This is a genomic window from Streptomyces sp. NPDC051322 (assembly GCF_040689485.1).
In the GTDB taxonomy this organism is placed as follows: Bacteria; Actinomycetota; Actinomycetes; order Streptomycetales; family Streptomycetaceae; genus Streptomyces.
In genome coordinates this window covers 408,085-420,045 of sequence record NZ_JBFBAK010000002.1, presented here as the reverse complement: position 1 = coordinate 420,045, position 11,961 = coordinate 408,085, and the positions used below count along the sequence as shown (strand labels likewise).

11 protein-coding genes are annotated in these 11,961 nt (G+C 70.7%); 8 read left to right on the top strand and 3 right to left on the bottom strand.

Translation table 11 applies throughout. From position 1 onward, the window contains the following. Positions 1 to 149: 149 nt before the first annotated feature. Together AB0436_RS06065 and glpK are read left to right on the top strand one after the other, a co-directional pair. The gene (locus AB0436_RS06065; protein ID WP_366466494.1) at positions 150 to 995 is read left to right on the top strand and encodes an MIP/aquaporin family protein; all 846 of its coding nucleotides are present in this window, start codon (positions 150 to 152) and stop codon (positions 993 to 995) included. Positions 996 to 1,203: 208 nt separating this feature from the next. Next, positions 1,204 to 2,727, top strand: a complete 1,524-nt coding sequence (gene glpK, locus AB0436_RS06060) for a glycerol kinase GlpK (RefSeq protein WP_366466493.1) — start codon at positions 1,204 to 1,206, stop codon at positions 2,725 to 2,727. Between the two features lie 2 nt (positions 2,728 to 2,729). On the opposite strand, the gene AB0436_RS06055 is transcribed toward glpK, so the two are convergent. Genes AB0436_RS06055 through AB0436_RS06045 form a run of 3 tightly spaced genes read right to left on the bottom strand, consistent with a single transcriptional unit; the run spans position 2,730 to position 5,541 of the window. Continuing rightward, a complete protein-coding gene (locus AB0436_RS06055; RefSeq protein WP_366466492.1) occupies positions 2,730 to 3,257 on the bottom strand; it encodes a DUF892 family protein in 528 nt (175 codons plus the stop codon). Further along, positions 3,254 to 3,862, bottom strand: coding sequence for a hydrogenase maturation protease (locus AB0436_RS06050; RefSeq protein ID WP_366466491.1), 609 nt, complete (start codon positions 3,860 to 3,862; stop codon positions 3,254 to 3,256). The genes AB0436_RS06055 and AB0436_RS06050 overlap by 4 nt, the downstream gene beginning before the upstream one ends. After that, positions 3,859 to 5,541, bottom strand: coding sequence for an enoyl-CoA hydratase-related protein (locus tag AB0436_RS06045; RefSeq protein ID WP_366466490.1), 1,683 nt, complete (start codon positions 5,539 to 5,541; stop codon positions 3,859 to 3,861). The genes AB0436_RS06050 and AB0436_RS06045 overlap by 4 nt, the downstream gene beginning before the upstream one ends. 287 nt (positions 5,542 to 5,828) lie before the next feature. On the opposite strand from AB0436_RS06045, the gene hypA reads away from it, so the two are divergent. The 6 genes from hypA to hypE all read left to right on the top strand — a co-directional run bounded on the left by hypA (position 5,829) and on the right by hypE (position 11,921). Next, positions 5,829 to 6,185, top strand: coding sequence for a hydrogenase maturation nickel metallochaperone HypA (hypA, locus tag AB0436_RS06040; RefSeq protein WP_365858676.1), 357 nt, complete (start codon positions 5,829 to 5,831; stop codon positions 6,183 to 6,185). Next, positions 6,185 to 6,970, top strand: coding sequence for a hydrogenase nickel incorporation protein HypB (gene hypB / locus AB0436_RS06035; protein ID WP_366466888.1), 786 nt, complete (start codon positions 6,185 to 6,187; stop codon positions 6,968 to 6,970). Before hypA ends, hypB begins: the two co-directional genes overlap by 1 nt. An 86-nt stretch (positions 6,971 to 7,056) precedes the next feature. Then, positions 7,057 to 9,441 carry a carbamoyltransferase HypF gene (gene hypF / locus AB0436_RS06030; protein ID WP_366466887.1) on the top strand — a complete coding sequence of 795 codons (2,385 nt, stop codon included), beginning with the start codon at positions 7,057 to 7,059 and terminating at the stop codon, positions 9,439 to 9,441. Continuing rightward, the gene (locus AB0436_RS06025; RefSeq protein ID WP_366466489.1) at positions 9,404 to 9,733 is read left to right on the top strand and encodes a HypC/HybG/HupF family hydrogenase formation chaperone; all 330 of its coding nucleotides are present in this window, start codon (positions 9,404 to 9,406) and stop codon (positions 9,731 to 9,733) included. The genes hypF and AB0436_RS06025 overlap by 38 nt, the downstream gene beginning before the upstream one ends. After that, positions 9,734 to 10,867 (top strand): hydrogenase formation protein HypD, encoded by a 1,134-nt coding sequence (hypD, locus tag AB0436_RS06020; RefSeq protein ID WP_366466488.1) that lies wholly within the window; start codon positions 9,734 to 9,736, stop codon positions 10,865 to 10,867. After that, positions 10,860 to 11,921, top strand: coding sequence for a hydrogenase expression/formation protein HypE (gene hypE / locus AB0436_RS06015; RefSeq protein WP_366466487.1), 1,062 nt, complete (start codon positions 10,860 to 10,862; stop codon positions 11,919 to 11,921). Before hypD ends, hypE begins: the two co-directional genes overlap by 8 nt. Positions 11,922 to 11,961: the final 40 nt, after the last annotated feature.

Here is an 11,961-nt window from a genome sequence, read left to right as displayed (position 1 = left end):
ACTCGCCGTCAGCAGCACCCGCACCGCCTGCTCCCTGCCTAGGTTTCGAGTAAGGGGCGGGGCCTTTTTCAACCGGATCAAGGGAGACGATGGCTGTGGCGGACCGTGCGACACGTCGACGAGGTTATCGGGAGGGTATCGGCGGCGAAATGATCGCCGAATTCCTGGGTACCTTCGTTCTCATTCTGTTGGGCGTCGGTTCGGTGGCCGTCGCTGTTGCCGGGCTCCCCGGATCGGGCCGCCAAGCAGCCCCGTTCGGGGCCGCCGACTGGCTCATCATCGCCTGGGGCTGGGGCTTCGGCGTCACCTTCGGTGTGTACGTCGCCGGAGGCGTGACCGGCGCACACCTCAACCCGGCGGTGACGCTCGCTTTCGCGGTCCGGCGCACCCTGGCCTGGCGGAAGGTCATCCCCTACTGGTTCGCCCAGCTCGTGGGAGCCTTCGTGGCTGCCGCCCTCGTGTACGCGTCGTACCGGTGGGCGATCGACTTCTTCGATCACAAGGCGGGCCTCCCCCGGGACAAGTCGCTTTCCACCTACTCCATTTTCGCCACCTTCCCCGCCGAATACTTCGGGAATTCGTGGTGGGGCCCGCTGCTCGACCAGATCATCGGCACCGGCATTCTGCTGCTGCTGATCTGCGCGGTCACCGACACCCGGAACACAGCAGCGCTGTCGAATCTCGCCCCCTTCATCATCGGCCTCGTCGTCGTGGTGATCGGGCTGGCCTTCGGCACGAACGCGGGGTACGCGATCAACCCTGCTCGCGACTTCGGGCCACGGCTGTTCACGTTCTTCGAGGGATGGGGGAAGATCGCGCTGCCCGGCACGTATCAGTGGTTCAGCGGCTACTGGTGGATCCCCATCGTCGGACCGCTCATCGGCGGAGTGATCGGCATGGCGGTCTACGACCTGGCGATCACGCCCTTGGTCAAGGCCCGCAGCGGACCGGCCCAGGAGGGCCGGGTGACCGAGGAACCGGAGACGGAACGCTGACGGGCCGCGGTCAGCCGCGTCCCGGGACACCCCGGGCCGACCCCGATTGGCCGCCCTCCGCATGCGAAGGCGACCGCCCTCCCACGATGGTGGTGAGGGCGGCGTCAGCATCGTCGGCCCCGGGCCCTGTGCCGCGGTGGCCCCCGATCCACCGCGGCCCCCGGAGTCCGTCCGCGGACGTCTACAACCAGCAGAAGGGGCGGCAGCGATGCCCGATTTCGTCGGCGCTGTGGACCAGGGGACCACCAGCACGCGCTTCATGATCTTCGATCACGCCGGTAACGAAGTGGCCCGGCACCAGCTCGAACACCACCAGATCCTGCCCCGTTCGGGGTGGGTCGAACACGACCCCGTGGAGATCTGGGAGCGCACCAGCACGGTGATTCAGAACGCCGTCCGGGCCGGTGGCCTCAGCGCCTCGGACCTGAAGGCCATCGGCATCACCAACCAGCGGGAGACCACCGTCGTCTGGGACCCGCGCACCGGACACCCGTACTACAACGCCATCGTCTGGCAGGACACCCGCACGGACACCATCGCCGCCGCTCTGGAACGCGACGGCCACGGAGACGTCATCCGGCGCAAGGCGGGTCTGCCTCCGGCCACCTACTTCTCCGGCGGCAAGATCAAGTGGCTGCTGGAGAACGTGGACGGGCTGCGGGCGGCGGCCGAAGCGGGTCACGCCCTGTTCGGCAACACGGACGCGTGGGTGCTGTGGAACCTCACCGGCGGACCGAACGGCGGGGTGCACGCCACCGACGTCACCAACGCCAGCCGCACCATGCTGATGAACCTGGAGACGCTGGACTGGGACGACGAGCTGCTGAGCATCTTCGACATCCCGCGGGCGATGTTGCCGAGCATCCACCCCTCGTCCCACGCGGAGGCGTTCGGGACCACCCGCACCTCGCGGCCGCTGAACGCGGCCGTCCCGATCGCCGGTGTTCTCGGTGACCAGCAGGCGGCCACGGTCGGCCAGGTCTGTTTCGCACCCGGTGAAGCCAAGAACACCTACGGCACCGGCAATTTCCTCGTCCTCAACACGGGTACCGAGCTGGTGCGTTCGCAGCACGGGCTGCTCACCACGGTGGCGTACCAGTTCGGCGACAGCCCGGCGATCTACGCGCTGGAGGGCTCCATCGCCGTCACCGGCGCCGCCGTTCAGTGGCTGCGCGACCAGCTGAAGATCATCGGCAGCGCGCCGGAGAGCGAGCCGCTGGCCCGGTCGGTGGCGGACAACGGTGGGATGTACTTCGTACCCGCCTTCTCCGGGCTGTTCGCCCCGTACTGGCGCTCGGACGCCCGGGGCGCGATGGTCGGGCTGGCCCGCTACAACACCAACGCACACATCGCGCGCGCCACCCTTGAGGCCATCTGCTACCAGAGCCGCGACGTGGTCGACGCGATGGAGCAGGACTCGGGTGTGCACCTCGATGTGCTCAAGGTGGACGGCGGTGTGACCGCCAACGACCTGTGCATGCAGATCCAGGCAGACGTGCTCGGCGTGCCGGTCAGCCGTCCGGTGGTCGCCGAGACCACGGCGCTCGGCGCCGCCTACGCGGCCGGCCTCGCCACCGGCTTCTGGCGGGACACCGACGAACTGCGCTCCCACTGGCAGGAGTCGAAACGGTGGGAGCCGCAGTGGAGTGAGGACCAGCGCCAGGAGGGTTACCAAGGCTGGCAGCGGGCGGTGGAGCGCACCCTGGACTGGGTGCAGGTGGAAGCCGGCTGAGCTCAGCGAACGCCGTCACCGGCCATCGCGGGCGCGGCGGGTACGCCGGCATGGCGCAGGGACAGGTCGAGCAGGACGTCCCACCGGGCGTCGATCGTCGCCGCGGTGGCTCGTTCCTCGTCCAGGTGATGCCTGATGAGCCGGGCTGTGGTGTCGTCGTGCATGCGGTCGGCCAGATGACCCAGCATTTCGTAACCGGCGATGGCCAGGTGGATGAGCACGTAGGCATCGCGGGCGTTCTTGCCCGCGTGGTCCCTCCTGGCCTTCGCGAGCAGCCCCTCGCCGAACGCCGCCAGTGCGAGACCGGTGTCCTTGACCGCCGATGGCCGCGCCTCGTGCGCGTGCAGCCGGTCGGCCAGGGCGTTCAGGTGTTCTCGTGTCATCGAGCGGTGGTGTTCGAGCGGGATGCGCAGCTCGGGTGCGTCGGTCGTACGGATGAGGGCGCCCAGCGCCGTGTCGATGAGACGCTCCAGTGCGTGGGCGTCCCGGAGGTAGGTGACGAAGACGTCTTGCAGTGTTCGCTCACTCATGAGACAGCGGCGTCCTTCGAGTCGGTCCTGCGGGTGCGGAGGGCGGTCGGCGGAATATCGGCGGCCTGCGGATCGCGCAGCAGGTCGGCGGTCAAGGAGTCCAGGAGACGCACGGCTTCACCGACCGCGGTACGTACCGGTGCGCTGAGGCCGGCCGCGACCTCGGGTTCGTCGCCTCGCATGCGCACCAGTGGCTCACAGCCGAGGACCAGCACACGGGGAAGCCGCGCCTGGTCCACGTCGCCGAGGGTGCGGGCGAGCGCGAGCACCTTGACCGGGTCCATGCCATGTGCCTCGGGGACCTGCCGGGGGTCGCCGTCCTCGAGGTCCGGTTCGATGACGTACAAGGTGCCCGGCTCCTCGCCGCGTGGTGCCGCGTCGACCAGCACCGCCACGTCGTAGCCGTCCAGCAGCCGGTAGGCCAGGTCCATGCCGCGGATGCCGAAGTCCGCCACGTGCACCCCGTCCGGCACCGGGCGACCGCTCATGGCGGTGATGACCTCGGGGCCGAAGGCGTCGTCGGCCAGGAAGATGTTGCCGATGCCGGCGATCAGGATGCGCGGGCCCGGCCGCCCGGTGTCCGTGACGGGTCGGGCCGCTGTCATGCGTCACTCGGCTCGGCGGACCGCACGGGCGCGGGCTGTTTGTGTACGAACGCGGCGCGGAGCGCGTGGTACGGCTCCTCGGGCGAGAAGAACGTCCGGCGCATCCTGGTCAGTTCCTCTTCCCGGTACACCGAGAGCGGCCGGACGGCCTCGTCGCGCTCCCGGGCCGCCTTCTTGTCCGTGATCCGCCGATCGGTGGCGGATGTACCGGCGAGGCGGATGGCCAGCCGGGCCACCTCATCGGTGAAGTCCCGCGGTGAGCCGGCCAGCACCCGGTCTGCCAGGCCCAGGTCCTGAGCTGCGGCGGCGCTCATCGGAGCAGCATCGCGCTGCAGCGCGGCGGCCACCTCCGCGCCCACCCGTCGGGGCAGGGTGTACGTCCAGAACTCCGAGCCGATCAGGCCCATGAGCCGGTAGTGCGGGTTCAGAACGGTGCCCGCCCTGCACCACACCTCGTCGGCGGCGAGCGCCAGCATCGCCCCGCCGGCCGCAGCGTTGCCGGCCAGTGCGGCGACGACCAGCCGGTCGGTCGTGGTCAGGACCGCCTCGACGAGGTCGTCCATGGCCTGGATGTTGGCCCACGACTCGGCGGCGGGGTCAGCCGCGGCCTCGATGACGTTCAGGTGGATGCCGTTGGAGAAGAAGTCGCGTTCGCCGCCGAGGACCAGCACGCGGGTGGGCCGGGTGCAGGCGAACCGGTAGGCGGCGAGGAGACGGCGGCACTGCGAGGTGCTCATCGCACCGCCGGGGAAGGAGAAGCGCAGGAACCCCACATCGGACCGCTCGTGGTAACGGATGTCACGCCAGGTGCGGCGGTTCTCCGGCAGTTCCAGCGGCGCGGGCATCTCCGGGACGCCGGTCAGCCGGTCGCCGAGCGCCGACACGGCCGGCAGTTTGATGGTGGGCGGCCCGCCGGGCGTACGGCGCAGTCGCAATTGCGGGATCCAGACGGCGCCGTCGACGGTGGCCCGGCAGATCGCCTCGTCCCGCGTGGCCAGGATGCTCCCCGGCTCGCCGCGCAGCCGGTCCTCGGGATGACCGCCGTGCAGGAAGCATTCGACACCCAGCAGTTCGTCGAGGACCCCGGGCTGCGAGTCGGCCGCACGCAGCGTGCGCAGGACCGACTCGGTCGACCAGGACGTCCAGTCGATGCAGCGCTCGGGCTGTCGCAGGAACGGCCGGGACCGTGCCGTCATACCGCGCTGCGACATCGGCAGGTAGGTGCCGGAGGCGTACCGCTCGACCGCGACCTGCACCGCCGTGAGCGCCGCGTCCGCGACCTCGCCGCGGTACAGGTCGCTCTTGGCGACCGGCGGCAGCGCGCACGGCTCCCAGGCCCAGATGTCGCCCGCGTCCATCTCGGCCTCCGCCTGCAGCACCGTCACGCCCCACCGGCTCTCGCCGTCCTGCACCGCGCGGTCCAGCGAGGACGGGCCCCGGTCGCCGGGCGGGCCGGGATGCACGATCAGGCACACGTGCTGGGACCAGATGTCCTCGGGAAGCGCCGTCCGGAGCATCGGCGCGATGATCAGCTCTGGTGCGTGGCGGCGGACGGCGGTACGCACCGAGGCGTCGTCGGCGGCGAGAACGACGGCCATGCTGTGGCCGTCGTCACCGAGTTCGGCACGAACCCGCTGCGTCAGACTGTTGAACGCGCTCGCGATGAGCAGGATGCGCACCACAACCTCCAGGCGATCGGACTGCGGCGGACGGTCGGCCGCACGGCGCCGGATCCGTCCCACGTCGCACGCGATCCCACCGGCGCTCCCAGCACGCCGATCGTCACCCGGCGCGAGCGGATCCGGCCGCGGCCCGCCCGTGAACCGCCGCCGGTTTGCGCCGAACGGAGGAACACCGGCGCGGACGGAGACCGGCTGCCGGAGTCGGGGCGGCGACCTTCCTACAGTGACGGCCGGCAGGACAACGCCCTGGCGTTGCCCGGCCTCACACCGTGGACGGGAGCGGCATGCACGAATTGTCGATCGCCACCGCGATCGTCGAACGGGCCGAAGAGGTGGCCCGTCAGCACGGCGTTCCGGCCGTTTCGGCGGTGCGGGTACGGGTCGGCGAAATGGCAGGTGTCGTAGCGGACGCTCTGCTGTTCTCCTTCGAGGTCGCCCGGGAAGGAACGGTGGCCGGCACGGCTCGGCTGCTCGTCGAGGACGTGGCCGCCCTGGCCCGGTGCGAGCCGTGCGGCGCCGACTTCGCGGTCGGCACTCCCCCGTTCCTCTGGTGCCCGGCGTGCGACCGGCCCGCATCCGGTCTGCTGAGCGGGCGGGAGCTGGAAATCACCGCTATCGAGTTCGAGGAGACAGCCGGATGATGTGCCGAGTGGTGGACGTACGGCAGGCGGTGCTCGCCAAGAACGACACCCTGGCGGCTGCGCTGCGTGCCGAATTGACGGCCCGCGGAACCACCCTGGTCAACCTGCTGTCGAGTCCCGGCAGCGGCAAGACCGCCTTGTTGGAACGGGTGCTGGCACGGGCTGCCGAGCGCGGGATCGGCGTCGCGGCGCTGACGGCCGACCTGGCCACCGAGAACGACGCCCGGCGCCTCGCCCGGTCCGGCGCACCCGTCAAGCAGATCCTCACCGGCGGACTGTGCCACCTGGAGTGCGACCAACTCCGGGCGCAGATCGACGGATGGCTGCCGGACGGTACCGAGGTGCTTTTCGTGGAGAACGTCGGGAATCTCGTCTGCCCGGCCTCCTACGATCTCGGCGAAAGCCTGCGCGTGGCGATGATGTCGGTGACCGAGGGCGAGGACAAGCCGCTCAAATACCCGACCGCGTTCGGTCTGGCGAATCTGGTCGTCCTCACCAAGACGGACCTGGCGGGCGCGGCAGCCTTCGCTGACGACGAGTTCCGCGCCCATGTCGCGGCCGTCAACCCCGGCGTCGAGATCCTGCCGACCTCCGCACGCACCGGTGACGGCGTCGACGCGCTGGTGGACCGGGTCATGGCGGTGTGTCACGGGGCGGCGGCGCACCAGCCATTGCTCGCTGACCGGCACATGAGCGAGCACGGCCACGACCACGGTGACGACGGCGGGCACGGTCATGGTCAGGACGGCGGTCACCGTCACGCGCCTCTGGCCGTCGGGCCGTGACGGTGCGTCCGCAGGTCACGGCGCCGCGGCAGCAGAGCACCGTCGCCGCACCCGGCACGCCTGACACCGTCCGGGCCCGGCTCACCGTGAGCGGCGTCGTCCAGGGCGTCGGTTTCCGTCCTTTCGTGCATGGACTGGCCGGCGAGCTTCACCTCGCCGGGTACGTCACCAACACGCCCGCCGGCGTGGTCGCAGAAATCGAGGGCCCGGTCGGTCCGGTGGGTGCCTTCTGCGAGCGGCTGAGCCGCGAGGCTCCACCCCTGGCTACGGTCTCCTCGGTGTCCCGGCTGGACCTGACGCCCCTCGGCGTCACCGGCTTCGCCATTCGGCCGTCCGAACAGGGCTCGGGACACACTCTGGTGCCTCCGGACACCGCGCAGTGCGCCGCATGTCTCGACGAACTCGGTGACCCCGGGGATCACCGGTACCGCCATCCCTTCATCACCTGCACGCACTGCGGGCCCCGCTTCACGATCGTCACGGCTCTGCCCTACGACCGGGCGACCACCACGCTGGCGGACTTCCCCCTGTGCGAGCGGTGCACCGGTGAGTACACCGATCCGAGCGACCGCCGCTTCCACGCCCAGCCGGTGTCCTGCCGCCGGTGCGGCCCGCGACTCCGCCTGACGTCCGACCGGCCGGCCCCGCCGGATGGCGACGACGCCGCGCTGGCGGAGGCGCGCCGGCTGCTCGCCGCCGGCGCGGTGGTCGCCGTCAAGGGCGTCGGCGGCTACCACCTGGCCTGCGACGCGGAGAACGACGACGCAGTGCGGAGACTGCGGGAACGCAAGGAGCGCGGCAACAAGCCGTTCGCCGTGATGGCACCCGACGTATCCACCGCCGTCTCCATCGCCCCGGCCGGCGCGACCGAACGCCGGCTGCTCGAAAGCGGCCGTCGCCCGATCGTGCTGCTGCGGCGCGCCGCGCGCTCTACGGGTGATGCCCCGTCCGGCGGCCCGGTGCTCGCCGCGGGCGTGTGTCCCGGCAGCCCGGACATCGGGGTCATGCTGCCGTCCACACCGTTGCACCGGCTGCTGTTCGGGCTGCCCGGTGATCCGCCCGGCCCCCGGGTACTGGTGATGACCAGCGGCAACCGCTCCGGCGAACCCATCGCCATCGACGACGCCGACGCCCGTGCCCGGCTGGACGGTATCGCTGACGCCTGGCTGTGGCACGACCGGGGAATCCGGGTGCCCTGCGACGACTCGGTGATCCGGGTGCGGCCGGGCGGCGAAAGCCTGCCGCTGCGCCGCTCCCGCGGTTACGTTCCGGAAGCGGTCACCCTGCCGTTCGACGTGCCGGACACCCTCGCCGTCGGGGGTGACCTGAAGAACACCTTCTGCCTGGCGCGGGGACGGGCGGCTTGGCTGTCACAGCACATCGGTGACCTGGACCACCTCGCCACCGGACAGGCCTTCGACCACGCGCTCGCCCATCTCACCGCCCTCACCGGGGTACGCCCCGGTCTGCTGGCCGCCGACCGGCACCCTGCCTACCGTTCCACCCGATGGGCCGAGCGGCGGGCCGCCGGCCGGCCGTTGCGACTGGTCCAGCACCACCACGCGCACATCGCTTCCGCCATGGGGGAAGCCGGTCTGGACGGGACCACGCCCGTCATCGGGGTCGCCTTCGACGGCACCGGCTACGGGGACGACTCCGCCGTGTGGGGCGGCGAGGTGATGCTCGCCGACTATGACGGATACCAACGCCTGGCCCACCTGGCCTATGTGCCGCTGCCCGGAGGTGATGCCGCCGTACGCAATCCCTGGCGGATGGCGCTGTCCCACCTGCGCTCCGCGGGCATCGAGTGGGACCGGGACCTGCCCTGTGTGGACAGTTGCCCGCCTGCTCAGCGCCGAGTGCTGGCCCAGCAGTTGAGCCGGAATGTGGCCTGTGTGCCGACGTCCAGCATGGGCCGGTTGTTCGACGCCGTCTCGTCCCTGCTCGGCATCTGTCATCGGGTCGGTTACGAGGCCCAGGCGGCCGTCGAACTCGAGGCGTGCGCGGCGCCCGCGATGGCCGGCTGCGGCAGCGGTTACACCTTCGGGGACCGTGGCGGCCTGCTGGATCCCGCACCGGTGCTGCGCGGCGCGGTCGCCGATCTGCGGGACGGGACCGAACCGGCAGTGATCGCCGCCCGGTTCCACCGCGCCGTGGCCGACGCCGTGACAGCGGCCTGCCGGGCCGCCCGGCAGCGGACAGGGGTGGGCACGGTGGCCCTGACCGGTGGGGTGTTCACCAACGCCCTGCTCGACGAGGCATGCACGCGGCAGCTGGGCGCCGAAGGGTTCACCGTGCTGCGTCACCGGATCGTGCCGTGCGGGGACGGGGGCCTGGCCCTCGGTCAGCTCCTGGTCGCCGCCCGGCTGCAGAACCGGGTCGGCCCGCTCCGGACCGACCCGGTGGAATCCACCCACGGAACAGGAGGTGCCCATGTGCCTGGCAGTGCCCGGCAAAGTGGTCGCCGTTGAGGAACGCGACGGTACCCGTATGGCTCAGGTGGACTTCGGCGGCGCCGTCAAGGAGGTGTGCCTGGCCTACCTCCCGGACATCGAGGTGGGCGACTACGCGATCGTCCACGTCGGTTTCGCGCTGCAGCGACTCGACGAGAAGTCGGCGCTCGCCACGCTCGAACTCTTCGAGCAGATCGGTGCGCTCGACGAGGAGTTCGGTGATCCCTGGCAACGCGCCGCGGCGGAGGCCGGTACCGCGGTGCCCGCTTCGGTCGCAGCACAGCCGCACGTCGTCTCCGAGGAGGCCTAGATGAAGTACATCGAGGAGTTCAACGACCCGGCGCTCGCCCAGCGGTTGCTGGACGACATCCATGCCACGGTGACGCGACCGTGGGCCATGATGGAGGTCTGCGGCGGACAGACCCACTCCATCATCCGCCACGGCATCGACCAGCTGCTGCCCGAAGGGGTGGAACTCATTCACGGGCCCGGCTGCCCGGTCTGTGTCACCCCGCTCGAGATGATCGACAAGGCGATGGCCATCGCGTCGCTGCCGGACGTCACCTTCTGCTCGTTCGGTGACATGCTGCGGGTGCCCGGTACCGACCGCGACCTGTTCCGGGTCAAAAGCGCGGGCGGTGACGTTCGCGTGGTGTACTCGCCGCTGGACGCGGTGGAGATCGCCCGGCAGAACCCGGAGCGTCAGGTCGTCTTCTTCGGCATCGGTTTCGAGACCACCGCTCCGGCCAACGTGATGGCCGTCCACCAGGCACGGCAACGAGGCCTGCGCAACTTCAGCCTGCTCGTCTCCCATGTGCGGGTACCCCCCGCGATCGAGGCGATCATGACCTCGCCCGACTGCCGGGTGCAGGCCTTCCTGGCGGCGGGACACGTGTGCAGTGTGATGGGCCTGGCCGAGTACCCGGAACTGGCCGAACGGCACAAGGTGCCCATCGTGGTCACCGGCTTCGAACCGCTCGACATCCTGGAAGGCATCCGTCGTACGGTCCACCAACTGGAGCGCGGCGAGCACCGGGTCGACAACGCCTACCCCCGCGCCGTCCGCGACGAGGGGAACCCCGCAGCGCTGCGCATGCTCGCCGAGGTGTTCGAGACCACCGACCGGGCCTGGCGCGGGATCGGCACCATCCCGGACAGTGGCTGGCGGCTGTCGGAGGCGTACCGGGAGTTCGACGCCGAGTACCGCTTCCAGGTCAGGGACATCAGCACCGAGGAGTCCCCGATCTGCCGCAGCGGTGATGTCCTGCAGGGGCTGATCAAGCCGCGCGAGTGCTCCGCGTTCGGCACCACCTGCACCCCGCGCACCCCGCTCGGCGCCACCATGGTCTCCAGCGAGGGCGCCTGCGCCGCGTACTACCTCTACCGCCGTCTGGAGCCGGCGGCAGCCGCCCGTACCCCTGAGGAGGCGACTCCGGTTGTCTGACACGACCCTCGACCTGTCCGGCTGGACCTGTCCGGCACCGCTCCGCGACCAGCCGGTCGTCGTCATGGGGCACGGGGGTGGCGGCGCGCTCTCGGCGGAGCTCGTCGACCACCTGTTCGCCCCCGCTTACGGCAACGAGATCATGGGCGGCCTCGCCGACTCGGCGGCGCTGAACCTGGGAGGTGTCCGGCTCGCCTTCTCCACCGACTCGTACGTGGTGCGGCCGTTGTTCTTCCCCGGCGGCAGTATCGGTGATCTGGCCGTCAACGGCACGGTCAACGACCTGGCCATGAGCGGCGCCCGGGCGGCCTACCTGTCATGTGCCTTCATCCTGGAGGAGGGCACCGACCTGTCGACCGTGGGACGGGTCGCGCGGGCGGTCGGCGCGGCAGCCGAAATGGCCGGCGTCACGGTGGCCACCGGCGACACCAAGGTCGTCGACGCCGGACACGGTGACGGGGTGTACATCAACACCTCGGGTATCGGCCTGATCCCCGACGGTGTGGACATCCGCCCGCAGCGGGCCACTCCGGGCGACGTCGTCATCGTGAGCGGCCCGATCGGTATGCACGGCGTCGCCATCATGAGCGTGCGTGAGGGCATCGAGTTCGGCGTCGACATCTCGAGCGACACGGCCCCGCTCGGCGGGCTGGTGGAGACCATGCTCGGCGTCACCGCCGACCTGCACGTGCTGCGGGACCCCACCCGCGGGGGTGTGGCGACCACGCTCAACGAGATCGCATCGGCTTCCGGCACCGGAGTGGTCATCACCGAACACGACCTGCCGGTGCCCGAACCGGTGGCCAACGCCTGTGGATTCCTCGGGCTCGATCCCTTGTACGTGGCCAACGAGGGCCGGCTGGTCGCCTTCGTACCACGTCAGCATGCGGACGCCGTGCTGGCCGCGATGCGCGCGCACCCGCTGGGTGCCGGAGCGGTGGCCATCGGCGAGTGTGTGACGGAGCACCCGGGCATGGTGGTGTCCCGCACCAGGTTCGGAGGTACCCGGGTGGTCGATCTGCCGATCGGGGAGCAGTTGCCGCGGATCTGCTGAGCTCGCCGTACCGGGACTCGGGCGGTGTGAAAGGGGAGGC

Excerpts from the sequence above, each read along its gene's own strand:
- AB0436_RS06065 (WP_366466494.1), top strand. The coding sequence starts at position 150 with ATGATCGCCGAATTCCTGGGTACCTTCGTTCTCATTCTGTTGGGCGTC.
- glpK (WP_366466493.1), top strand. The coding sequence starts at position 1,204 with ATGCCCGATTTCGTCGGCGCTGTGGACCAGGGGACCACCAGCACGCGC.
- AB0436_RS06055 (WP_366466492.1), bottom strand. The coding sequence starts at position 3,257 with ATGAGTGAGCGAACACTGCAAGACGTCTTCGTCACCTACCTCCGGGAC.
- AB0436_RS06050 (WP_366466491.1), bottom strand. The coding sequence starts at position 3,862 with ATGACAGCGGCCCGACCCGTCACGGACACCGGGCGGCCGGGCCCGCGC.
- hypA (WP_365858676.1), top strand. The coding sequence starts at position 5,829 with ATGCACGAATTGTCGATCGCCACCGCGATCGTCGAACGGGCCGAAGAG.
- hypB (WP_366466888.1), top strand. The coding sequence starts at position 6,185 with ATGTGCCGAGTGGTGGACGTACGGCAGGCGGTGCTCGCCAAGAACGAC.
- AB0436_RS06025 (WP_366466489.1), top strand. The coding sequence starts at position 9,404 with ATGTGCCTGGCAGTGCCCGGCAAAGTGGTCGCCGTTGAGGAACGCGAC.
- hypD (WP_366466488.1), top strand. The coding sequence starts at position 9,734 with ATGAAGTACATCGAGGAGTTCAACGACCCGGCGCTCGCCCAGCGGTTG.